This window comes from Stenotrophomonas sp. AS1, assembly GCF_048957655.1.
Taxonomy (GTDB): Bacteria; Pseudomonadota; Gammaproteobacteria; order Xanthomonadales; family Xanthomonadaceae; genus Stenotrophomonas; species Stenotrophomonas bentonitica_A.
On the sequence record NZ_JARVXM010000003.1, the window covers coordinates 42,609 to 63,894 of the forward strand.

A 21,286-nucleotide genomic window follows, 5' to 3' on the forward strand; every position below is an offset into this window, starting at 1 on the left:
GCCACCCATGGGTGGCTGCGCGTCATGCCGGAGACGGTGGTGCAGCCACGCGTGGCGTGGCTCTACCTCAACGTCGCTCGATGGTGAAGCGGCCTACACCCACGCCCAGGTCCCAACCCTTGCCGGTGCCCGCCAGGGCCAGTGAGATATCGCCCTTGGTCATGACCTGAGCATTGCTGGATTTGTCAGCGCCTGCGTGCGCTTCAACGGCGGCATAGGAGCCGATCAGGTCGTTGACCGAGTAGGCGCCGGAGAACTTGCCCTTGCCATCGACGATCTTGGACTTGCCCACGGTGAGGCCGCCGCCCTTGGCGGTGATCTTGACCGGAATGCGTGCGCCGTTGTCGCACTGGATGGTGCCCGTGCCGGAAGCGGTCTTGTACAGCACCGACCACCCGGCCAGGTTGTAGTGCAGCTCGCAATCGATGTTGCCGGCGGCCTGCGCAGCCGGGACGGCCGAGATACCAGCCAATGCGATCAATGCCAGGGAGAACTTCTTCATGCGGGTCCGCTCGTACTGAAGGGGTAACGCGCCGAATCTAGCAGCGTGCGCGTGTGGCGCGGATGATGCACTCCACGCGCATCCGGCGTCTGTTCAGCCCGAGCGGCCCCGGTAGTGCCGGCCGCTGGCCGGCTCCAGGCAATCCTGCAACGCCCATGAGATCCGGCCGCTGGCCGGCTCCAGGCAATCCTGCAACGTGCAGAGCCGGCCAGCGGCCGGCACTACCGTTTCAGCTGCGTTCCTGCAGGCTGAAGCTGTCCGCATCAAGCATCGCCGGGAAGCGCGCGCGGTGCGCGGCCAGGGCCGCTGCCGAGATGGCGGTGGTGACCACCTGCTCGCGTTCGCGCACTTCCACCTGTGGCTGGCCCAGGAAATCGATCACGGCACTGTCGCCGGCGTAATGCAGCTCGTTGCCGTCCACGCCGATCCGGTTGACCGCCGCCACGTAGCAGAGGTTCTCGATCGCGCGCGCGCGCAGCAGCGTCTTCCAGGCGTAGGCGCGTGCCGAGGGCCAGTTGGCCACGAAAATCTGCAGATCGAAATCCAGCTGGTCGGCGCGCTCTACGTTGTAACGGTTGCGGCAGAACACCGGGAAACGCAGGTCATAGCAGACCTGCGGATTGATCCGCCAGCCCTTCCACTCCACGCTCAGGCGCTGCCGGCCGGCGGCATAGCGCTCATGCTCGCCGCCGTAACGGAACAGGTGGCGCTTGTCGTAGTACTGCAGCTCGCCATCCGGCGTGGCCCACAGCAGACGGTTGTAGACGCCCTCGCCTACCCGCAGCTGCACGCTGCCGGTCACCGCCGCGCCCAGCCGCACGGCCTGCTCGCGGATCCACGCCACGGTCGGGCCGTCCATGCCTTCGGCCTTGTCGATGGCGTCGTTGGAGAAGCCACTGGTGAAGGTTTCCGGCAGGATCACCAGATCGGTCTGCCCGGCCAGCGGCGCCAGCAGCGCGCCGTAATGGGCGCGGTTGCCGGCCGGGTCGTGCCAGCGAGTGTCGCCCTGGACCAGGGAAATGCGCAGGTCCTGCAGCTCGGTCACTGTGCTCATCACAGGGCCCGCAGGCGTTCGATCGCCGCGTCCATCGTGGCGTCGTTCTTGGCAAAGCACAGGCGAACCAGGCGCTGGCCGGCGGGCGCGGTCTCATAGAACGGCGACAGCGGGATCGCCGCCACGCCCTTCTCGATCGTCAGCCACTTCACGAATTCGTGGTCGGGCAGATCGCTGATCGCCGAGTAATCCACCAGCTGGAAATAACCGCCCGGCACCGGCAGCGCCTTGAGCCGGGTACCGGCCAGCTGCTCGCGGAAGCGGTCGCGCTTGGCCTGGTAGAACGCGCCCAGTTCCAGATGATGCTGCGGCTCGTCGCGGATCATCGCGGCGAAGCCGTACTGGGCCGGCCCGAAACTGGTGAAGGTGTTGTACTGGTGCACCTTGCGGAATTCGGCGGTCATCGCCGGCGGCGCGATCGCATACCCGATCTTCCAGCCGGTGCAGTGGTAGGTCTTGCCGAAGCTGGAAATCACGAACGCGCGCTCGCGCAGTTCCGGATGACGCAGCGAGGATTCGTGGCGGCGACCGTCGTAGATGATGTGCTCGTACACCTCATCGGAGATCAGGTAGATGTCGGTGCCGCGCAGCACATCGGCCAGGGCCTGCATGTCATCGGCCGTGAGCATCGCGCCGGACGGGTTGTGCGGGGTGTTGACCATCAGCAGGCGGGTGCGCGGGCTGATCGCCGCACGCACGCGGTCCCAGTCCACCGCGAAGGTCTGCGGGTCCAGCGGTACGTGCACGGCGCGCGCACCGGCCAGGTCGATCGCCGGTTCGTAGCAGTCGTAGGCCGGGTCGAGCACGATCACTTCCTCGCCCGGGCGGACCACGGCGTGGATGGCATTGAAGATCGCCTCGGTGGCGCCGCTGGTGACGGTGATCTCGGTGTCCGGATCAACCTGCGCGCCGTACAGATCCAGCGACTTCTGCGCGATGGCCTGGCGCAGCGGCGCCACGCCGGTCATCGGCGGGTACTGGTTGAGCCCGCCCTGCATCGCGGCGATGGTTTCATCGATCAGCCGCTGCGGTGCGGAGAAATCCGGAAAGCCCTGACCAAGGTTGACCGCGCCGTGTTCGGCAGCGAGCTGGGACATCACGGTGAAGATGGTGGTGCCCACCTTGGGCAGCTTGGTTTGCGGTTGCATCGGCAGCACGGAAAGAACCGGGGGAACTCCCAGTGTACGCAAATCATCCGACCCGTTCCCCCGATACAATGGCGGCCCATTCCGGTGCAAAGATCCCGCCCCTTGAACGCCCCTCCGTTGCTGGCCGCGCATGGCCTTGGCTTCAGTCGCAACGACGAACCCGTCTTCGGCCCGCTGGACCTGCACGTGGATGCCGGTGAAGCCCTGCTGGTGCAGGGCGACAACGGTGCCGGCAAGACCACCCTGCTGCGGGTGCTGGCCGGGCTGCTGCGCGCCGGCAGCGGCCAGGTGGAGATCGATGGCAAGCGCGCCGGGCACAAGGAGCGCGCCCACTATGTGGCCTATCTCAGCCACCTGCCCGCACTCAAGCCGGACCTGGACACGCTGGAGAACCTGCATTTCCTGTGCGGACTGCACGGCCGCCGCGCCCGCCAGATGCCCGGCAACGCGCTGGCGATCGTCGGCCTGGCCGGCTATGAAGACACCCTGGTGCGACAGCTCTCGGCCGGCCAGAAGCGCCGCCTGGCGCTGGCCCGCATCTGGCTCTCGCCCGCGCCGCTGTGGCTGCTCGATGAGCCCTACGCCAATCTCGACCTGGACGGCATCAACCTGGTGAACCGCATGATTTCCGCGCACCTGCGCAGCGGCGGCGCCGCCCTGGTCACCACCCACGGCGCCTACGCGGCCCCCCCGGTGCGCACGCGCCTGCTGACCCTGGGAGCGGCGGCATGATCGCGCCAGGAACCGAACCGGGTCTGTGGCAGACCGCGCGGGCCCTGATTGCCCGCGACATGCGCCTGCTCTGGCGGCGCCGCGGCGATGCGCTGCAGCCCTTGCTGTTCGCACTGCTGGTGGTGGTGCTGTTCGCACTGGCGCTGGGCCGCGACCCGGAGGCGATGGCGCGCGTGGCCGCGGCGGTGATGTGGCTGGCGGTGCTGCTGGCCGGCCAGCTGGCGCTGGACTCGCTGTTCCGCAGCGATGCCGAAGATGGCTCGCTGGAGCAATGGCTGCTGGCCCCGGTTCCGCTGGCCTGGCTGGTCCTGGTGCGGGTGCTGGTGCACTGGGTCACCACCGCCCTGCCGTTGATCGTGATGTCGCCGCTGCTGGCGGAAATGCTGCATCTGCCGCATGACCAGCTGCCGATGTTGCTGGCATCGTTGCTGCTGGGAACGCCGTTGTTGAGCCTCATCGGCGGGGTGGTCGCCGCGCTGACGGTCGGCATCCGGCGCTCTGGTATTCTCGTGGCGCTGCTGGCCCTGCCGCTGTATGTGCCGGTGCTGGTGTTCGGCGCGGGCAGCGTGGCCGCGGTCGCCCGCGGCCAGGACCCGATCGGCGCCCTGCTGATGCTGGGCGCCGGGCTGGTGGTGGCGCTGGTGCTGGCCCCGCTGGCGACAGCCGCGGCGATCCGCATCTCGCTGAGTTGAGCGGTATGGCGTACTGTCGGTGGCGTGTGCTGTGTTGTGAGCGTTACCTGCCTCCGCGTCATCCGTTGCCGAGCCACTCCACGTCCGTTTCATCGCCGCCTTTCGTTGGATAGCCACTGCCGCATGCACCCGATCGTCCGATGGTTCCACCAACTCGGTTCCCCGCCCACCTTCGACCGCTTCGCCGCGCGCTGGTCGCGGGTGTTCTACCTGGCGGCGGTACCGGTGCTGCTGGTCGGTATCTGGCAGGCGCTGGCCGTCGTGCCGGCTGATTCCAAGCAGCTGGACAGTTTCCGCATTCTTTACATCCACGTCCCCAGCGCGTGGATGAGCCTGTTCGTGTTCGCGCTGATGGCGCTGTACGCGGCGATCGCGCTGATCTGGCGGATCAAGACCTGCGAGGTACTGGCGATGGCCTGCGCCCCGCTCGGCGCCGGCTTCACCCTGATCACCCTGCTGACCGGCAGCATCTGGGGCAAGCCGACCTGGGGCACCTGGTGGGACTGGGACCCGCGCATGACCACCGAGCTGATCCTGCTGTTCCTGTACCTGGGCGTGATCGGCCTTTACCACGCCATCGAGGACCGTCGCAGCGCCGCGCGCGCGGCGGGCCTGCTGTCCATCGTCGGGGTGAGCCTGCTGCCGGTGATCCGCTATTCCGTGGAATGGTGGGGCAGCCTGCACCAGGGCCAAACCATCCGCCTGTTCGGCGAGTCCACGCTGGATGCCAGCATGGCGCTGCCACTGTGGCTGATGGTGATCGGCACCAAGCTGTGGTTCGCCGGCTCCCTGCTGGCCAAGGCCCGCGCCGACAACCTGCTGCGCGAGGCCGGCAAGGCCTGGGTCACCGCCGGCACCCGTGCACCGCTGGAGGACACCCGCCCATGACCCACCTGCCCTACGTGATCGCCGCCTATGCGGTGTTCGTGCTGGTGCTGGGCAGCGATGCCATCGGTTCCTGGCTGCGCCTGCGCTGGGCGCGCCGCCTGGCCGCGCGCCGCCAGCAGCGCCAGCAGGCCCGCACGGCCGCCGGCAGCGCACCGCCGCTCGCGCCGGAGCTGACCCGATGAATCCGGTCCGGCGTCGCCGCCTGCTCTGGGTGATGCTGCTGGTGCTGGCCTCCGGTCTGGCGACCGCGCTGGTGGCGATGGCCCTGCAACGCAATATCGCCTACCTGTACACGCCCTCCGAAGTGCTGCGCGGTGATGCCGGCGACCATGCCCGGTTCCGCCTGGGCGGCATGGTGGTCAAAGGCTCGCTGCAGCGCGCACCCGGCTCGCTGGATGCGCACTTCGTGGTGACCGATGGCGATGCCACCCTGCCGGTGGTCACCTCGCGGATCCTGCCGGACCTGTTCGCCGAGGGCACCGCCGTGGTCGCCACCGGGCGCCTGCAGGACGGCCGCTTCGTCGCCGAAGAAGTGCTGGCCAAGCACGACGAAACCTACATGCCCAAGGAAGTAGCCGACAAAATGGGCCAGGCGCACACCAAGCACGATGTGCCCGTGCCGGCACCGGAGACGTACTGAGTGCTGCCGGAACTGGGGCAGATCCTGCTGGTCACCGCGCTGTTGATGGCCGTGCTGCAGACCGTGCTGCCGTTGTGGGGCGCCCATCGTGGCCGCGCCACGTGGATGGCGGTGGCGCGACCGGCGGCGTACGCCCAGCTGGCGCTGCTGCTGGGCGCGTTCGGCGTGCTGACAGCAGCCTTCGTCACCCAGGATTTCTCGGTGCGCTATGTGGCCGAGAATTCCAACTCGCTGCTGCCGCTGGCCTACCGTTACTCCGCGGTCTGGGGCGCGCATGAAGGCTCGCTGCTGCTGTGGGCGCTGGTGCTGGCGCTGTGGTGCGGCGCAGTTGCGCTGTGGTCCAAGCGGCTGCCGGCCGAGGTCTGCGCGCGCGTGCTCGGGGTGCTCGGCATCATCAGCATCGGCTTCCTCGCGTTCTTGATCTTTACCTCCAATCCCTTCGCGCGGCTCATTCCGGCGCCGCTGGAAGGACGTGACCTCAACCCGCTGCTGCAGGATCCCGGGCTGATCATCCACCCGCCGATGCTGTACATCGGCTACGTGGGTTTCTCGGTGCCGTTCGCATTCGCGATCGCCGCGCTGCTGGAAGGCCGCGTGGACGCGCGCTGGCTGCGCTGGACGCGGCCGTGGACCAACGTGGCCTGGAGCTTTCTGACCATCGGCATCGCACTGGGCAGCTGGTGGGCGTATTACGAACTGGGCTGGGGCGGCTGGTGGTTCTGGGATCCGGTCGAGAACGCCAGCTTCATGCCCTGGCTGGCCGGTGCGGCGCTGATCCACTCACAGGCCGTCACTGAAAAGCGCGGCAGTTTCGCCAGCTGGACGCTGCTGCTGGCGATCGCTGCCTTCGCACTGTCGCTGCTCGGCACCTTCCTGGTGCGCTCGGGCGTGCTGACCAGCGTGCACTCGTTCGCCGCCGATCCCTCGCGCGGCACCTTCATCCTGATCTTCCTGGCGCTGGTGATCGGCGGCGCGCTGCTGCTGTACGCGCTGCGCGCCGGTGCGCTGACGAGTGACGACCCGCGCCGCGGCTTCCTGCCGACCTCGCGCGAGACCCTGCTGCTGGCCAACAACCTGCTGCTCGCCGCGGCCTGCGGCATGGTCCTGCTCGGCACGCTGTACCCGTTGCTGGCCGATGCCCTGGGTCTGGGCAAGGTGTCGGTGGGGCCGCCCTACTTCGGCACGCTGTTCGTGGTGTTGATGGCGCCGCTGGTGGCGCTGCTGCCGTTCGGGCCGCTGGTCAACTGGCAGCGCGACCAGGCCTCGCGCCGGTTGGCGATGCTGGCCCCGTGGGCCGGGCTGGCCGTGCTGCTCGGCGTGGTCGCCTACTTCATGGCGCCGCAGGGCGCGTTGAAGACCGCCGCCGGCGTGACCGGTGCGGCCTGGGTGGCGCTGGGTACCGGGCGCTTCGTCTGGACCCGCCTGCGCGGCAATGGGAAGTTCACCGCCGAAATGGTCGGCATGCTGCTTGCCCACGGTGGCGTGGCCGTGTTCCTGGCCGGCGCGCTGCTGGTGGAGGCCTTGAACGTGCAGCGCGAAGTCGCGCTGGCCCCCGGCCAGTCGCTCGTGGTGGGCACGTACGAGGTGCGTTTTGAAGGCGTGGACCACCAGCAGGGACCGAACTACGTGGCCGATCGCGGCCACCTGCGCGTGCTCCAGCATGACCGCCAGCTGGCCCTGCTGCATCCGGAAAAACGCCTGTACGCCAGTGGCGGGCAGGTGATGACCGAGGCCGGCATCCACGCCCGTCTCAACGGGGATGTTTACGTGGCACTCGGCGAGTCGCTGGGCAACAATGCATGGGCCGTGCGCGTGCACATCAAACCGTTCGTCCGCTGGATCTGGCTGGGCGCGCTGCTGATGGCGCTGGGTGGTTTCGTCACCGCTGCCGATCGTCGTTTCCGTCGTCTCTAGGAGTTTCCCGTGTCCGATCCCCGCCCCGCCTCCCGTCCGCTGCCGCCCGTGGCCATCGTCATCGGGGTGCTGTTCTTCTTCGGGCTGCTGGGGCTGATGATCTACGGGGTGATGAAATCCGGCGCACCGGACCGCGACGTGCTGCCCTCGGCGCTGATCGGCAAGCCGGCCCCGGCCTTCGAACTGCCGGTGTTGCACGATCCACAGATCAAGGTCAGCAGCACCGAGCTGCGCGGCGCCCCGTATGTGCTCAATGTCTGGGGCAGCTGGTGCGCGGCCTGCCGTGACGAACATCCGATCCTGACCCGATTCGCCGAAACCAAGCGCGTGCGCGTGATCGGCTACAACTGGAAGGACGAGCCGGCCGATGCGCTGCGCTGGCTGGAACAGCTGGGCAATCCGTTCGTGCTGGTGCTGAGCGACATCGAAGGCCGCACTGCGATCGACTGGGGCGTCACCGCCGCGCCCGAGACCTTCCTGGTCGACGCCAGCGGCGTGGTGCGCTGGAAGTACAGCGGCGCGCTCAGCCAGCGCGTGATCGATACCCAGCTGATCCCGGAACTGGAAAAGGTGGAGCGTGCCCATGCCGATGCCCAGCCGCAGCTGCCCGCTTCGCCGTAACCGCCTTGTCCGGCTGGCCAGCGTCGCGCTGATCGCGCTGACGCTGGCCGTGGCGTTGCCGGTGATGGCGCAGGCCGTCTCCGACCCGACCCCGTTGCAGTACCGCGACGCCGCCGAGGAAGCCCGTTTCCATGCGCTGGCTGCCGAGCTGCGCTGCGTACAGTGCCAGAACCAGTCGCTGGCCGATTCCAATGCGCAGATCGCGCACGACCTGCGCCGGGAAGTGCTGGTGCTGATGCAGCAGGGCAACAGCGATGCACAGATCAAGCAGTTCCTGGTCGACCGCTATGGCGAGTTCGTGCTGTACCGGCCGCCGATGGAGGCCCGCAATGCGCTGCTCTGGTTCGGCCCGCCGGTGGCATTGCTGATCGGTGCCGGCGTATTGATCTGGGTGGTGCGCCGTCGCAGCCGTGGGATCGAACCGATGGACAAGAGCGAGGAGCGCTGGTGAGTCTCTGGATGGCCCTGAGCGCTGCGGTCGTCGCCGCTGCCGTCGCTGCACTCGTGTTGCGGCCGCTGCGTGCAGGCGGCCAACGCGGCCCCTTCGTGATCGCGATGCTGGCCCTTGGGTTGGCCGGTGGCGCGCTGTACCTGCTGGTCGGCACGCCGGATGCCGCCGAGCGGACCGCGGCCAACGACGAGCCCGCCACGCTGGAAGATGGCGTCCAGGCGTTGGAGCAGGCGCTGGCGAAAGATCCGCAACGCGCCGATGGCTGGGCACTGCTCGGCCGCTCGCAGCTGGCGCTGGGCAAGCTGGACGAGGCCACGGCGGCGTTCGACCGGGCCGTGCGGCTCGCGCCGGACGACCCTGGCGTGCTGGTCGAAGCGGCCCAGGCACGGGCCCAGGCAGCGCCGGGCAAACAATTCGATGACCAGGGCCTGCAGTGGCTGCGCCACGCCAACGCGCTCGCGCCGGAGAGCGAACGCGCTGGCTGGCTGATCGGCATCGCGCTGCGTCAGCGCGGGCAGGACGCCGAGGCTGCGGCCGCCTGGGAAGCCCTGCTGCCACGGCTGGAGCCGGGCGCGGCGCGCGCGCTGCGCGAGCAGATCGCCATCGCGCGCAGCAATGCCGGCCTCCCGCCCCTGCCGGAGACGCCGGCCCCTGCGGCGGCCCCTGCGGCGGCCGGGAACCACGCGCTCGCGGTACAGGTGCGGTTCGCGTCGGAAACCGCTCCGGATCCGGCGCTGGCCAACGCCACGGTGTTCGTGATCGCGCGCGCACCCGACGGCCCGCCGATGCCGATCGCCGTACAGAAACATCCGGCCAGCCGGTTGCCGTTGGTGGTCACGCTCGGCGATGGCGACAGCCCGATGCCGACCAGCACGCTGTCGCAGGTGCAGGAGGTGGAGGTCTTCGCGCGGCTGTCGCGTTCGGGCCAGGCCAACCGCCAGCCGGACGATGTGGAAACCGCCCCGGTACGGGTGCGCCTGCCGCATGCCGGGCCGGTGCCACTGGTGTTTGATCGCCCTTGATCGGTGCGCGGCCGCGACGCAGCGTGCCGCCCACCACCACGGCGCCATCGCGGCGCCCGGCTAAAATGCGCGCATGACTGAATTCATTCCCCCCGGCACCCGCTACCACGCCCTGCCCTCGCCGTTCGCGTTCAAGCGCGGCGGTGAGCTGCGCGATGCCCACGTGGCTTACGAAACCTGGGGCACGCTCGACGCGGACGCCGGCAATGCGGTGTTGATCGTCACCGGGCTCTCCCCCGATGCGCATGCCGCGGCCAACGCCGACAACCCGGCCGCCGGCTGGTGGGAGGCGATGGTCGGCCCGGGCAAGCCGATCGATACGGATCGCTGGTTCGTGATCTGCGTGAACTCGCTGGGCAGCTGCAAGGGATCGACCGGCCCGGCCAGCATCGATCCGGCCACCGGCGAGCTGTATGGCCTGCGCTTTCCCGAGCTGTCGATCGAAGATGGCGCGCGTGCGGCGGTGGAGGTGGTGCGCGCATTGGGCGTCACCGAACTGGCCTGCGTGATCGGCAATTCGATGGGCGGGATGACCGCGCTGGCGCTGCTGTTGCTGCATCCGGGCATCGCACGCAGCCATATCAACATTTCCGGCAGTGCCCAGGCGCTGCCGTTCTCGATCGCGATCCGCTCGCTGCAGCGCGAGGCGATCCGGCTTGATCCGCAGTGGAATGGCGGTCGCTACACCGACCAGGCCTACCCGGAATCGGGCATGCGCATGGCGCGCAAGCTCGGCGTGATCACCTATCGATCCGCCCTGGAATGGGATGGCCGCTTCGGCCGCGTGCGGTTGGATTCGGACCAGGCTGATGACGATCCGTTCGGCTTGGAGTTCCAGGTCGAAAGCTACCTGGAAGGCCACGCCCGCCGCTTCGTGCGCTTCTTCGATCCCAACTGCTATCTGTACCTGAGCCGCTCGATGGACTGGTTCGACCTGGCCGAATACGCCGACGGCGACGTCATGGCCGGGCTGGCGAAGATCCAGGTGGACAAGGCGCTGGCGATCGGCGCCAACACCGACATCCTGTTCCCGGTGCAGCAGCAACAGCAGATCGCCGACGGCCTGCGCGCCGGCGGTGCAGATGCGCAGTTCATCGGGCTGGATTCGCCGCAGGGCCATGATGCGTTCCTGGTCGACTTCGCCCGGTTCGGCCCGGCGGTCAGCGGGTTCCTGCACGGGCTGTGACGCGTGCGCGCCGCTATCTGGCGCTGGCGGTGATCGGCGCGGTGATCGCGATGGCGGTGACTGGGCTGTTACCGCAGTGGCTGGCCGCATGGTACGCACTCACCAGTGCTGTCGCCTTTGCGCTCTACGGGCATGACAAACGTGCCGCACGCCTGGGCAACTGGCGCACACCCGAACGCACCCTGCAACTGCTGGCCTTCGCGGGCGGTTGGCCTGGCGCGTTGCTGGGCCAGTCGGTGTTCCGCCACAAGCATCGCAAGAGCGCCTTCCAATGGGTGTTCGCCCTGTGCGTGCTGGCCAACGTCTTGGCGCTTGCGGTGCTGCTGCGGGCATGACCCTGGAACATTGCGTGCACGCAGCGCTGCTTCATGGCGACGAGCGAAGCCACGCAGCCGCCATGTCGATGGCGTCCTGATCACTTGAAACGCGCTCCTCGGGTTTTATCCCGTCCAGATAGGCTTCACCCGAGCGATCAAGCATCACGGCCCTCGTCAACCGCAGCGCGCCACCATCAGGCAGCGGATAGGAACGGTTGGCCGTTGCGAGACCGGCCGTCGGCTGCCCGAAGAATCGGGTGCCAGGGCGGGCCCGGAAGGCGACGGCCACCGCTTCTCCAGAGCTTGCCGTCTTCGGGCCGACGAGAACGGCCACGCGGCTGCTGGAAAGGTCGACTGCGCAGGCACGGCCGGCGCGTGGGCGCCACGCGGTGGCAACGCCCTCCCGGTCCCGGAATGCGCCGATGCTTCCGTTGCCCAGCAACGCGTGCAGCCCGCTCAGCATCGGCCACATGTTGCCGCCCGTGTTCTGGCGAAGATCGACGATCCAGCCCTTGGCTGACGTCGGCGCCAATCGTTCGATGTGCTCACAGAGCCCGGTGGTAAACGCTTCAGCGGCAGTGGCTTCGGTCCCGCGCAGGCCCGGCACCAGGACGTAGCCGATGTCCTGCATCTGTCTGGCCTCGATGTCTCTCGATGCAACAGCGGACTGGCGGTAGGCGGCGGCTTCCCTGGGGTGTTGCAGGAAGCTATGGCGATCTGCCAGCAGATCCAGAACCGCTCTGATGCTGCCATAGGCCTCTTGTGCGGGGAGGCGTTTCAGTGCCGGCGTCAGACGCGTCTGCTGCTCGGCTTCCCAATCGACGTTCGCGGCGTTCAACGCATTGTCGCGAATGGCAGCGAGGGCGTACTCCACCATGTCATAGGCGGACACTCCGCCCGACGTGGCCGCCTCCGCCGTCAGCGTCATCTTCTCGACAACGACATGCCCGGCACTGTCCAATGTTGCACCGAGCTTGAGGCTGGTCGTTCCGGACGGAATGTACAGCCGGAGTTCTCTCGCCTGTGGCCCCTCACCGGCGCGCACGGGCGTGCCAGCCGAGCTTGCAAACGCCAATCGGCCGTTTGCCCCGTCCGCACGCATCCACAGCGCGGCACGGCCTGCGCCATCCTTGACCGACATGGTGCCGGCCAGAACCACCTCCCGGCCCCGGTAAGGAGCTGCATCCATCGCGGTGATGGCGCCGACGAAGTTTTCCGTGCCGGTCGATTCGGCGGACACGCTGAGCGCCCCACCCTGGGTTTCCAGAATGTCGCCCGTGCCCCATGTGATCGAATTCACGCTGGTGCCTTTCCAGACGGTGTCCGCCGATGCGCCACCGCTGAAGAGACCCAGCAAAAGGACGAATGCGACCCTGCGATTCATGCTCAACATCCTTGTTCACGTTGAACCACGATCCTAGGTCAAGCGCATTGCATTGGCCAGACAGTTCGCAGGCACTGTGCTTCCTGCGGTCCTTCAGGAAGAAGGCTTATGTCAGCTTTCCATCCCGCAAACGATAACTGCGATGCACGATGCCGTCCGGCAGTTCGTCGTGGGTGATCATCAACAGACTGCGGTTGCCCAGCGCCGCGACCATGTCGTGCAACAACGCATGCGCGGTATCCACGTCCAGGCCTTCGGTCGGTTCGTCCAGCAGCAGGATCGGCGCATCACGCAGCAGCGCACGTGCCAGCGCCAGGCGCCGCGCCTGCCCGGCCGACATGGTCGCGCCGTTCTCGCCCACCCATGCCGAGAGCCCGCCGATCTGTTCGGCCCACGCCTGCAGTCGTACCTCTGCCAACACCTGCCACAGGCGCGCGTCGCTGGCCGCTACATCGCCCAGCCGCAGGTTGTCCGCCACCGTGCCGGCGAACACCGGCGCATTCTGCGGCAGCCAGGCGATCTGGCGGTGCCAGTCGGCCTGCGCGAATCCGCGGATATCGGCATCGCCGTAACGCACGCTGCCCGCCTCGGGATCCCATAGCCGCAGCAACAACGAGGACAGCGTGGTCTTGCCACTGCCGCTGTCACCGCGGATCGCGATCCGTTCGCCCGGCGCGAGCTGCAGCTGCACCTGGTCCAGCAGCACCCTCGCCTGGCCGGGCCAACGGAACACTACCTGATCAAACTGCAGCGTGGCCGGCACCGCGGGCACGGCCACCGGCGCCTGCGCCTCGACCACGCCCGGCGCCTGATCCACGATGGCCTCCAGCCGCACCGCGGCGACGCGGCCAGACAACCACGACTGCCAGGCCAGACCGATGCCGGCCCACAGCTCCAGCAGTGCGACAGTGAGGAACACCAGCGCGGCGGCCAACGCGGCATCCACACTGCCGCGCTCGAAGGCCTGCAGGGCCAGCCACAGCATCGCCACCAGCCCCCCCGCGGCGCACAGGCCATGCAGCGCGTTGCCGCTGATCAGGCGCCAGCGACGGCGCTTGTCACGTGACTTCAGCTGCTTGGACGCCACCAGCACGCGCTGGTTCCAATGCTCGCGCGCCTGCAGCGCGGCGAGGTCGGCCGCGCCTTCCAGGCCTTCGAACGATTGCGTGCGCAGCTGCGCGCGGTGCAGCGCGCGGTCACGCTCCTGGTCCGCGGCGCCGCGCACGGTCAACCACGGCACGCCGACGCCGATCAGCACTGCGAGCAGCGCCAGCAGACCGGCCGCCGGCGGATAGATGATGCCGGCCGCTACCACCGCGACCAGCGAGATGCCACCGAGCGCCAGCAGCGGGCCGATCGCGCGCACCAGCAGACCGTCGACCTCGCCGATATCGGACATCAGCCGCGCCAGCAGTTCACCGGTGCGCACCCCTGCCAACCGTGCCGGCGCCAGCGGCAGCGCGCGACGGAAGAACCACACGCGCAGGTCGCGGGCGATGCGCAGGGTGACATCGTGGCCCACCAGCTTTTCGAAGTAGCGCGACACGATCCGCGCCATGGTCAGCCCGCGGATGCCCGCTGAGGGCGAGAAGAAGTTGAAGCCATTGCCGAGCCCGGCGGCCCCGGCCAAGGCGGCGGCGGTCAGGAACCCGCCGGACAGCCCGAGCAACGCAGTGCCGGCCAGCATCGTGGTCCACAGCAGCAGCACGGTCAGCAGCAGCCGGCCGCGGTGCCGGGCGAACACCCCCTTCAGCGAATCGATCCGGGCAGCCTTCATGGCGACACCTCCGAGGCCAGGCGTGCACCGCCAGCGGTCAATGTCAGGCGGGTGTCGGCCCACCGCATGGCGGTTTCGCTGTGGGTGGCGATCACCACGCTGCGCCCACGCGCGAAGGCAGCCAGGGTGCGCAGCAGATCGGCTTCGGTCTCCGGATCGAGGAAGGCGGTCGGCTCGTCAAGCAGCAGCAGGTGTGGATCGCGCAGCAACAGCCGCGCCAGGCCAATGCGGCGCGCTTCGCCACCGGACAGACCGAAGCCGCGCTCGCCGATCACCGTGTCCAGCCCCAGCGGCAACGCGGCGGCGAAGCGCATCACCTGGGCGGCCTCGGCCACGGCGCGCAGGTGCGCGTCGGTCGCCCCCGGTGCGGCCAGGCGCAGGTTGTCGGCGATGGTGCCGTGGAACAGATACGGGCGCTGACCGGCATAGCCCACGTCCAGCCCGGGGCGCAGCACGATGCTGCCCTCGCGCGGTGGCAGCCACCCGGCCAGCGCTTCCAGCAGCGTGCTCTTGCCGCTGCCACTGGGCCCGACCAGCGCGACGCGTTGCCCCGGCTCGATCTGGAACGAAAGGCGCTGCACCACATCGTGGTGCGCACCGAGCGGGCGCAGGCTGACATCGCGTACGACCACCGGGGGCGCGTGCTGTTCCAACAGCTCCGGCGCGCGCGCGGTGGCGGGCGGTGCGTCATCGACAACGGCTGCGGCAGGCAGCTCGCCGAGCAGGCGCTCCACTTCCGCCGCGGCGGCGAGCGCATTGGCGCGGTCGTGATAGTGCGCGGCCAATCGCCGCAGCGGCGCGTAGAACTCCGGTGCCAGCAGCAGGCAGAACATGCCCACGCCCAGGGTCGGCACCTGCGCATGCAGCGACATCAGGCCCAGGTAGCTCAGGCCCAGGTACAGCGCGACCATCGCGACGCTCACCGAGGCGAAGAACTCCAGCACCGTCGAAGAGAGGAAAGCGATCCGCAGCACTTTCAGGGTGCGCTCGCGCACCCCTTCGGCCGCGGTGGCCACACCGTCCAGCTCGGCCTCGCCGCGCCCGTACAGGCGCAGCAGGCCGAGGCCCTTGATGCGATCGGCGAAGTGGCCGCTCATCCGCGCCAGTTCGCCCAACTGCGCGCGCCCGGCCGCTTCAGCGCCCCAGCCGACCAGCATCATGAAGAACGGCACCAGCGGCGCGGTGAACAGCAGGATCAGCGCGATCACCCAATCGGTCCAGGCCACGGCGATGGCGATCAGCAGCGGCACTACCACCACTTCGATGCGGACCGGCTGGTACCCGGCGTAATAATTCTCGATCGCATCGGCATGGGCCAGCATCAGTTCGCCCAGCTCACCGGTGCGCTGCTGGCGCAGCCACAGCGGGCCGCGGCCGAGCAGCCGCTGGTACACACGTTCACGCAGGGCCAGCCGCGCGGCATCGGCGACGTCCCCGGCGGCGGCCTGGGTCACGCTGCCCAGCAGGGTGCGGATCCCGAGCACCGCCAGCAGCCCCAGCAGGACCGGGGTGGCCTCGGCCAGCGGGCGATGATCGACCAGCACGGCCTGGATCAGCCACGCAATGGCGGCCGCCTGGCCGATCAGCAGCGCGCCGGACAGGCAGATGCAGATCGCCGCCAGGCGTTGCTTGCCGCGCGCGGCGGCGGCCAGCCCGCCCAGCCAGTGCAGGCGCTGCCGGCGCAGGGCGGTTGTCTCAACAATCGACGCGTCGGGGGGTATGCTCAAAACAAGTCACTGGCGGCCACAGGGAGGTTCCGTCGATTGTAGTAGGTGCTGGCCCCGCCCCCGTGCGGCCAGCGGTCGCAGGGGCGGGATGGCATACGATCCCCGTGCGAGTGCGTTTGTACATTGATCTGAATCAAGGCTGTTTGAAGTTGCTGGTCACAGAATTCACCCCGTAGACCCCCCTTCCCGCCACCTGAAACGGCAAAACCCAACGAGGTAGCCAGGCCATGATTGATCAGACAGTCGTAGAACTGTCGCGGCTGCAATTCGCTCTGACCGCGATGTACCACTTCCTTTTCGTTCCCCTCACGCTTGGCCTGTCGTTCATGGTGGCCATCATGGAGAGCGTCTACGTCATGACCCGCAAACAGGTCTGGCGCCAGATGACGCTGTTCTGGGGCACGTTGTTCGGCATCAACTTCGCGATCGGCGTCGCCACCGGCATCGTGATGGAGTTCCAGTTCGGCATGAACTGGTCGTACTACAGCCACTACGTGGGTGACATCTTCGGCGCCCCGCTGGCGATCGAAGGCCTGATGGCGTTCTTCCTGGAAGCGACCTTCATCGGTCTGTTCTTCTTCGGCTGGAAGCGCCTGAGCCCGGTCAAGCACCTCACCGTGACCTGGCTGATGGCCTTGGGCACCAACCTCTCGGCGGTGTGGATCCTGATCGCCAACGGCTGGATGCAGAACCCGACCGGCGCGATCTTCAATCCGGAAACGATGCGCATGGAGGTGGTGGATTTCGCCGCCGTGCTGTTCAACCCGGTGGCGCAGGCCAAGTTCGTGCATACGGTCAGCGCCGGCTACGTGACCGGCGCGGTGTTCGTGATGTCGATCAGCGCCCTGTTCCTGCTGCGCAACAAGCACAAGGACATGGCCCGTCGCTCCTTCGCGGTGGCGGCGGCCTTCGGCCTGCTGTCCTCGCTGTCGGTGGTGGTGCTCGGTGACGAGAGCGGTTACGCCGCCAGCGAACACCAGAAGATGAAGCTGGCCGCAATCGAAGCGATGTGGGAAACCGAGCGTGCCCCGGCCGACTTCACCGCCTTCGGCATTCCGAACCAGACCACCCAGCAGAACGATTACGCGATCAAGATCCCCTACCTGATGGGCCTGATCGCCACCCGTTCGCTGAACCAGCCGATCCCGGGCATCCTGGAGCTGGTGGAACGTGCCGAGCACCGCGTGCGGGGTGGCCAGCTGGCCTACGGCGCGCTGGAACGCGTGCGCAAGGACAAGAACGACGCCGAAGCGCGTGAGATGTTCGACCGTCATTGGCAGGATCTGGGCCACGGCCTGCTGCTCAAGCGCTACCGCGAGGACATCCTCAACGCCACCCCGGAAGAAATCTCCAAGGCCGCGATGGACACCGTGCCGCGGGTCGCCCCGCTGTTCTGGACCTTCCGCATCATGGCCGGGCTGGGCTTCTATCTGATCGCCTTCTTCGCGCTGGCCTTCTACTACTCGTGCCGCCACAACTTCCAGGACAAGCGCTGGTTCCTCAAGCTCGCCCTGTGGTCGCTGCCGGCACCGTGGATCGCGATCGAATGCGGTTGGTTCGTGGCCGAGTACGGCCGCCAGCCGTGGGCGGTGGACGGCGTGCTGCCGACCTTCTACGCCGCCTCGGGCCTGGCCCTGCATGAAATCCTGACCACGCTGGCGGTGTTCACCGGGCTGTACACGGTGCTGCTGGTCATCGAAGTCAAGCTGATGCTCAAGGCGATCCGCAAGGGCCCGGACGACATCCTGCCGTCGCTGCAGGCTGCAGCCACGTCCCTTTCCCCCAATGCCGCTGCGCCGACCCACGGTCGGGCGTAAGGCAGGAGAACCCAGATGGAATTCATTGGACTCGATTACACCACGCTCCGCGTGATCTGGTGGCTGCTGCTCGGCATCCTGCTGATCGCCTGGGCGGTGATGGACGGTTTCGACCTCGGCGTGGGCACATTGCTGCCGTTCGTGGCCCGGACCGATGACGAACGCCGGCTGGTTATCAACACCGTCGGCCCGGTGTGGGAAGGCAACCAGGTGTGGCTGGTGCTGGGTGGCGGTGCGATCTTCGCCGCCTGGCCGCCGCTGTACGCGGTCAGTTTCTCCGGCTTCTACCTGGCGGTGTTCCTGATGCTGTTCGGGCTGATCCTGCGCCCGGTCGCCTTCAAGTACCGCAGCAAGATGCCCAGCAAGCGCTGGCGTGAGAACTGGGACCGTGCGCTGTTCGTCGGCGGGCTGCTGCCGGCACTGATCGCCGGCGTGGCGGTGGGCAACGTGCTGGTCGGCGTGCCGTTCCACTTCGATGACAGCATGCGCATCTTCTACACCGGCACCCTGATCGGCCTGCTCAACCCGTTCGCCCTGGTGGCCGGCCTGGTGAGCGTGGCCATGGTGGTCTCGCATGGTGCGGCGATGCTGGTGCTCAAGACCGACGGCCCGGTGGCCGAGCGCTCGGCCCGCTATGGCAGCGTCGCGGCGGTGCTGACCTTCGTGCTGTTCGCCCTGGCCGGCGTCTGGGTGGCCTTCGGCCTGCCGGGCTACCAGATCACCTCGCAGGTGGTCACCGATGGCCCGACCAACCCGCTGCTCAAGACCGCTGCCGTCGGTGCGGTGGCCGGTGGCTGGCTGCGCAACTACCAGAGCATGCCGCTGACCCTGCTGGCCCCGATCCTCGGGCTGGTGGGTGCGCTGGCCAGCGCGGTACTGCTGCGGGCCCGCCGTGGCGGCCTGGCCTTCGTGGCCTCGGGGGCCTCGATCACCGGCATCATCCTGACCGTCGGCTTTGCAATCTTCCCGTTCCTGCTGCCCTCCTCCAGCCAGCCGGGCTCCAGCCTGACCGTCTGGGACAGCTCGTCCAGCCACCTGACCCTGGGGATCATGCTCATCGCCACGGCCATATTCCTGCCGATCATCATCGCCTACACCTCCTGGGTCTACCGCGTGATGAAGGGCAAGACCACGGCCGAAGACATGAGCGACAACCCCAACGCTTACTGATGCGCCCCACGGCGCCATAGGAGACTTACCATGTGGTACTTCGCTTGGATTCTGGGTGCAGGGCTGGCCTCGGTCGTGGCCATTCTCAACGGCATGTGGTTCGAAGCCCGCGAGCAGAGCCGTACGGATCACGAAGAAGGCTAAAAAAAGGTTGCCGATCGGGTCTTCACACCGTATCCTTGTCGGCTCCTTCGGGGTGTAGCTCAGTCTGGTAGAGCGCTACGTTCGGGACGTAGAGGTCGCAGGTTCGAATCCTGTCTCCCCGACCACTCCGGTGGTCGTATTGAAGCCTGGGAACACGTTTCCAGGCTTCTTTATCAAGGGCCGTGGCAACACGGCACCGAAGGTGAAAAACGCGATCCCCCCTTGCCGCCGACCGGCGGGATCGATACAATAGGCGGCTCCTTACGGGGTGTAGCTCAGTCTGGTAGAGCGCTACGTTCGGGACGTAGAGGTCGCAGGTTCGAATCCTGTCTCCCCGACCATCTGATGGTCACAATCAAGCCTGGAAGACATCACTGTCCTCCGGGTTTTTTTGTGTCTGGGGCCCAGGGCCTGCTGGATCGCCGCCGCGCTGGAACCCTCCGGCGTGGAGACGTGGTAAACGCCATTGGCGGCCCCGCCACAATCGCGCCAATCGGCATCGCGGGCCGCGCCACCGTTGCCTGGCTTCTCCCAGGTATCCCGCGGTGGCACGAGGATACGGCCGACCGATGGATCACCATTCATCCACATGCCGCCGATGCCGCAGACGCTGAGGCTGAGGGCCAGGCACAGGGCGGTGACGGGGTGGGTGCAGCTCAATCACACACGCCCCGAAGATACGCATCCGCCCGTGCCTCGGGTGATGCGGCCGAGCGTTCAGGGGTCGCCGCGCGGAAAGTGATGCCAAGCTGCTCGGCGCTGCGTTGCAGCCCTTGCATCTTCGGCGACTGGCCTGCGACCGTGAGGGTCAGATAGGAAAGGCGCTGCTGCTTGAAGCTGCCGAGCGCCGACTGGACTGCTTTTCGTGTGACATCTTCGCTCTCACCGGCGACGACCAGGCGGGTCATCGGTGGCTCGGCACCCCGGGCCATGAGCGCTTTCAACTGATCCATCCATGCAGCCTTGCTCACCACCGAGCCCAGCATGAGGTTGGCCACGGGATTGCCTGCCGAGGGAACATCAATGTAGAAGGCCGCGCATCGCACTGCTTGTGCAGACTGCGGCGCTTCGGGCAGCTCAGGATCAGCGCACGCTGCGCCGGCGATGCCCAGGAGAGTCAAACCAAGCGCGAGGCGGGCAGACGATCCAGATAGTGGACGAAAGAATGACTGCATGTTCTGGCTCCCAAGGATAGTGATACGCACTGGATGGAGGACCGCATACGCCTCGGCGCATCAGCGCTGCGGCACGGCCCCCTCCGCGCGCTGGCATGCAGGGAAACGACTGGGAATCTCACCCTGGCAGGTACCGGTGTACTGATACTGTCTACCCATCATGCAACGTTGAATCTGATCGAATTTCGCACCGGAGCGCGCGGCCGTCTCAGCACCTGTAGTGCCTGGCACCACCGCATAGCTCCCCTTCTCCGTCCCCCCGCAGGACACCCAGTCGAGCTGACGCGCTTCAGGTGTATTGGACGGGTGCTGCCAGCTTTCCATCAATGAAGGTGGGTTGGCCAGCCGCTCATACGCCGCTTTATCGCAGTAGATCATCGGTGTCTGCGGCCCACAGATGCGGCCATTGCCAATCACGCAACCGGACAGCAACGCGACTGCCAATGCAGCTCCAGCCGCTCTGAGCTGTCGTTGCGCAGACGGCTCAATCATGCAGCAATCTCCCCGAACCGGACTGGCAAGCGGGATAGCGGCCTGGAATATCGCCTTCGCAGGAACCGATGTAGTGATACTCCTTTCCCAACATGCAACGTTGCGCAGCGTAGAGTTTCTCGCGCGAAAGCTCGGCATCCTCTTGAGGAGTAGCCCCTCGCCGGTCTGCCGAAATGTTCCCACTTCGTTGGCCACCGCACGCCTGCCAATCCATGTCGCGTACCAGGACGCTCGCATCCGGCCGGGTCCACTCGTGGCCCGGCGGGCTGAGGTGCCGGGTCGCAGCGGGATTGCCATTCATCCACAACCCGCCTGCGCCGCAAGCGGTCACGCCCGTCAGCACGGCCAGCACGGTCATTGTGCGACAGATGCGCAAAGCGAAATGATCGCGGGAGATGAACGGCATGGGGAAAGCAGCATCCTGGTCACCGCA

Annotated in this window: 23 protein-coding genes and 2 tRNA genes; 16 read left to right on the forward strand and 9 right to left on the reverse strand. The window is 67.5% G+C overall.

All coding sequences use genetic code 11. The features are described 5' to 3' along the window. Positions 1-67: 67 nt before the first annotated feature. From PV764_RS04430 to PV764_RS04440, 3 genes are all read right to left on the reverse strand, one after another. Complete coding sequence (locus PV764_RS04430) at positions 68-502, reverse strand: hypothetical protein (protein ID WP_019182871.1); 435 nt, start codon at positions 500-502, stop codon at positions 68-70. A 229-nt stretch (positions 503-731) separates the two neighbouring features. Beyond that, positions 732-1,538: an amidohydrolase gene (locus PV764_RS04435; RefSeq protein ID WP_421116370.1), complete on the reverse strand. Its 807-nt coding sequence runs from the start codon at positions 1,536-1,538 to the stop codon at positions 732-734. Between the two features lie 17 nt (positions 1,539-1,555). After that, positions 1,556-2,704, reverse strand: coding sequence for a pyridoxal phosphate-dependent aminotransferase (locus tag PV764_RS04440; protein WP_070425517.1), 1,149 nt, complete (start codon positions 2,702-2,704; stop codon positions 1,556-1,558). Positions 2,705-2,806: 102 nt separating this feature from the next. Here PV764_RS04440 and ccmA point away from each other — a divergent pair, with 102 nt between their 5' ends. The 11 genes from ccmA to PV764_RS04495 all read left to right on the forward strand — a co-directional run bounded on the left by ccmA (position 2,807) and on the right by PV764_RS04495 (position 11,185). Next, positions 2,807-3,436 carry a heme ABC exporter ATP-binding protein CcmA gene (gene ccmA, locus PV764_RS04445; RefSeq protein WP_070425518.1) on the forward strand — a complete coding sequence of 210 codons (630 nt, stop codon included), beginning with the start codon at positions 2,807-2,809 and terminating at the stop codon, positions 3,434-3,436. Continuing rightward, complete coding sequence (ccmB, locus tag PV764_RS04450; protein WP_019182867.1) at positions 3,433-4,128, forward strand: heme exporter protein CcmB; 696 nt, start codon at positions 3,433-3,435, stop codon at positions 4,126-4,128. The genes ccmA and ccmB overlap by 4 nt, the downstream gene beginning before the upstream one ends. Positions 4,129-4,251: 123 nt before the next feature. Further along, entirely contained in the window at positions 4,252-5,016 is a 765-nt protein-coding gene (ccmC, locus tag PV764_RS04455; RefSeq protein ID WP_019182866.1) for a heme ABC transporter permease CcmC, read from the forward strand. Then, the gene (gene ccmD, locus PV764_RS04460; protein ID WP_019182865.1) at positions 5,013-5,198 is read left to right on the forward strand and encodes a heme exporter protein CcmD; all 186 of its coding nucleotides are present in this window, start codon (positions 5,013-5,015) and stop codon (positions 5,196-5,198) included. The genes ccmC and ccmD overlap by 4 nt, the downstream gene beginning before the upstream one ends. Further along, positions 5,195-5,656 (forward strand): cytochrome c maturation protein CcmE, encoded by a 462-nt coding sequence (ccmE, locus tag PV764_RS04465; RefSeq protein ID WP_019182864.1) that lies wholly within the window; start codon positions 5,195-5,197, stop codon positions 5,654-5,656. The genes ccmD and ccmE overlap by 4 nt, the downstream gene beginning before the upstream one ends. After that, positions 5,657-7,570, forward strand: coding sequence for a heme lyase CcmF/NrfE family subunit (locus PV764_RS04470; protein ID WP_421116237.1), 1,914 nt, complete (start codon positions 5,657-5,659; stop codon positions 7,568-7,570). A 9-nt stretch (positions 7,571-7,579) separates the two neighbouring features. Next, the gene (locus tag PV764_RS04475; RefSeq protein ID WP_070425522.1) at positions 7,580-8,191 is read left to right on the forward strand and encodes a DsbE family thiol:disulfide interchange protein; all 612 of its coding nucleotides are present in this window, start codon (positions 7,580-7,582) and stop codon (positions 8,189-8,191) included. After that, on the forward strand, positions 8,160-8,642 hold the full coding sequence (locus PV764_RS04480) for a cytochrome c-type biogenesis protein (protein WP_421116371.1): 483 nt from the start codon (positions 8,160-8,162) through the stop codon (positions 8,640-8,642). The genes PV764_RS04475 and PV764_RS04480 overlap by 32 nt, the downstream gene beginning before the upstream one ends. Continuing rightward, positions 8,636-9,664: a tetratricopeptide repeat protein gene (locus PV764_RS04485; protein WP_421116372.1), complete on the forward strand. Its 1,029-nt coding sequence runs from the start codon at positions 8,636-8,638 to the stop codon at positions 9,662-9,664. The genes PV764_RS04480 and PV764_RS04485 overlap by 7 nt, the downstream gene beginning before the upstream one ends. Before the next feature lie 73 nt (positions 9,665-9,737). Beyond that, the gene (gene metX, locus PV764_RS04490; protein WP_019182859.1) at positions 9,738-10,850 is read left to right on the forward strand and encodes a homoserine O-acetyltransferase MetX; all 1,113 of its coding nucleotides are present in this window, start codon (positions 9,738-9,740) and stop codon (positions 10,848-10,850) included. A 50-nt stretch (positions 10,851-10,900) separates the two neighbouring features. Then, positions 10,901-11,185 (forward strand): DUF1294 domain-containing protein, encoded by a 285-nt coding sequence (locus PV764_RS04495; protein WP_284129618.1) that lies wholly within the window; start codon positions 10,901-10,903, stop codon positions 11,183-11,185. Positions 11,186-11,216: 31 nt separating this feature from the next. On the opposite strand, the gene PV764_RS04500 is transcribed toward PV764_RS04495, so the two are convergent. From PV764_RS04500 to cydD, 3 genes are all read right to left on the reverse strand, one after another. Next, entirely contained in the window at positions 11,217-12,551 is a 1,335-nt protein-coding gene (locus PV764_RS04500) for a S41 family peptidase (protein ID WP_284129036.1), read from the reverse strand. Between the two features lie 106 nt (positions 12,552-12,657). Then, complete coding sequence (gene cydC, locus PV764_RS04505) at positions 12,658-14,328, reverse strand: thiol reductant ABC exporter subunit CydC (RefSeq protein WP_019182856.1); 1,671 nt, start codon at positions 14,326-14,328, stop codon at positions 12,658-12,660. Further along, positions 14,325-16,055 (reverse strand): thiol reductant ABC exporter subunit CydD, encoded by a 1,731-nt coding sequence (cydD, locus tag PV764_RS04510; protein ID WP_019182855.1) that lies wholly within the window; start codon positions 16,053-16,055, stop codon positions 14,325-14,327. Before cydD ends, cydC begins: the two co-directional genes overlap by 4 nt. Positions 16,056-16,282: 227 nt before the next feature. On the opposite strand from cydD, the gene PV764_RS04515 reads away from it, so the two are divergent. The 5 genes from PV764_RS04515 to PV764_RS04535 all read left to right on the forward strand — a co-directional run bounded on the left by PV764_RS04515 (position 16,283) and on the right by PV764_RS04535 (position 19,527). After that, entirely contained in the window at positions 16,283-17,872 is a 1,590-nt protein-coding gene (locus PV764_RS04515) for a cytochrome ubiquinol oxidase subunit I (protein ID WP_019182854.1), read from the forward strand. 15 nt (positions 17,873-17,887) lie between these two features. After that, positions 17,888-19,042, forward strand: coding sequence for a cytochrome d ubiquinol oxidase subunit II (gene cydB, locus PV764_RS04520; protein ID WP_019182853.1), 1,155 nt, complete (start codon positions 17,888-17,890; stop codon positions 19,040-19,042). 30 nt (positions 19,043-19,072) lie between these two features. Further along, complete coding sequence (gene cydX, locus PV764_RS04525) at positions 19,073-19,186, forward strand: cytochrome bd-I oxidase subunit CydX (RefSeq protein ID WP_019182852.1); 114 nt, start codon at positions 19,073-19,075, stop codon at positions 19,184-19,186. Positions 19,187-19,234: 48 nt separating this feature from the next. Continuing rightward, positions 19,235-19,311 (forward strand) — tRNA-Pro (locus PV764_RS04530). Between the two features lie 139 nt (positions 19,312-19,450). Continuing rightward, a tRNA-Pro gene (locus tag PV764_RS04535) sits at positions 19,451-19,527 on the forward strand. A gap of 315 nt (positions 19,528-19,842) precedes the next feature. Here the strand turns inward: PV764_RS04535 and PV764_RS04540 are convergent. The 3 genes from PV764_RS04540 to PV764_RS04550 are packed head-to-tail and all read right to left on the reverse strand — an operon-like array spanning position 19,843 to position 21,259. Further along, positions 19,843-20,361, reverse strand: coding sequence for a hypothetical protein (locus tag PV764_RS04540; protein WP_152663728.1), 519 nt, complete (start codon positions 20,359-20,361; stop codon positions 19,843-19,845). 60 nt (positions 20,362-20,421) lie between these two features. Then, positions 20,422-20,853, reverse strand: coding sequence for a hypothetical protein (locus PV764_RS04545; protein ID WP_284129035.1), 432 nt, complete (start codon positions 20,851-20,853; stop codon positions 20,422-20,424). Continuing rightward, a complete protein-coding gene (locus PV764_RS04550; protein ID WP_284129034.1) occupies positions 20,846-21,259 on the reverse strand; it encodes a hypothetical protein in 414 nt (137 codons plus the stop codon). The genes PV764_RS04545 and PV764_RS04550 overlap by 8 nt, the downstream gene beginning before the upstream one ends. Between the last annotated feature and the right edge of the window lie 27 nt (positions 21,260-21,286).

Bases quoted from the DNA above. Each gene is read 5' to 3' on its own strand.
- PV764_RS04550 (WP_284129034.1), bottom strand. From the start codon at position 21,259: ATGCCGTTCATCTCCCGCGATCATTTCGCTTTGCGCATCTGTCGCACA.
- PV764_RS04540 (WP_152663728.1), bottom strand. From the start codon at position 20,361: ATGCAGTCATTCTTTCGTCCACTATCTGGATCGTCTGCCCGCCTCGCG.
- PV764_RS04500 (WP_284129036.1), bottom strand. From the start codon at position 12,551: ATGAATCGCAGGGTCGCATTCGTCCTTTTGCTGGGTCTCTTCAGCGGT.
- PV764_RS04515 (WP_019182854.1), top strand. From the start codon at position 16,283: ATGATTGATCAGACAGTCGTAGAACTGTCGCGGCTGCAATTCGCTCTG.
- metX (WP_019182859.1), top strand. From the start codon at position 9,738: ATGACTGAATTCATTCCCCCCGGCACCCGCTACCACGCCCTGCCCTCG.
- ccmB (WP_019182867.1), top strand. From the start codon at position 3,433: ATGATCGCGCCAGGAACCGAACCGGGTCTGTGGCAGACCGCGCGGGCC.
- PV764_RS04430 (WP_019182871.1), bottom strand. From the start codon at position 502: ATGAAGAAGTTCTCCCTGGCATTGATCGCATTGGCTGGTATCTCGGCC.
- cydB (WP_019182853.1), top strand. From the start codon at position 17,888: ATGGAATTCATTGGACTCGATTACACCACGCTCCGCGTGATCTGGTGG.
- PV764_RS04480 (WP_421116371.1), top strand. From the start codon at position 8,160: ATGCCCAGCCGCAGCTGCCCGCTTCGCCGTAACCGCCTTGTCCGGCTG.
- PV764_RS04495 (WP_284129618.1), top strand. From the start codon at position 10,901: ATGGCGGTGACTGGGCTGTTACCGCAGTGGCTGGCCGCATGGTACGCA.
- ccmC (WP_019182866.1), top strand. From the start codon at position 4,252: ATGCACCCGATCGTCCGATGGTTCCACCAACTCGGTTCCCCGCCCACC.
- PV764_RS04545 (WP_284129035.1), bottom strand. From the start codon at position 20,853: ATGATTGAGCCGTCTGCGCAACGACAGCTCAGAGCGGCTGGAGCTGCA.
- ccmE (WP_019182864.1), top strand. From the start codon at position 5,195: ATGAATCCGGTCCGGCGTCGCCGCCTGCTCTGGGTGATGCTGCTGGTG.
- cydX (WP_019182852.1), top strand. From the start codon at position 19,073: ATGTGGTACTTCGCTTGGATTCTGGGTGCAGGGCTGGCCTCGGTCGTG.
- PV764_RS04440 (WP_070425517.1), bottom strand. From the start codon at position 2,704: ATGCAACCGCAAACCAAGCTGCCCAAGGTGGGCACCACCATCTTCACC.
- cydC (WP_019182856.1), bottom strand. From the start codon at position 14,328: ATGAAGGCTGCCCGGATCGATTCGCTGAAGGGGGTGTTCGCCCGGCAC.
- ccmD (WP_019182865.1), top strand. From the start codon at position 5,013: ATGACCCACCTGCCCTACGTGATCGCCGCCTATGCGGTGTTCGTGCTG.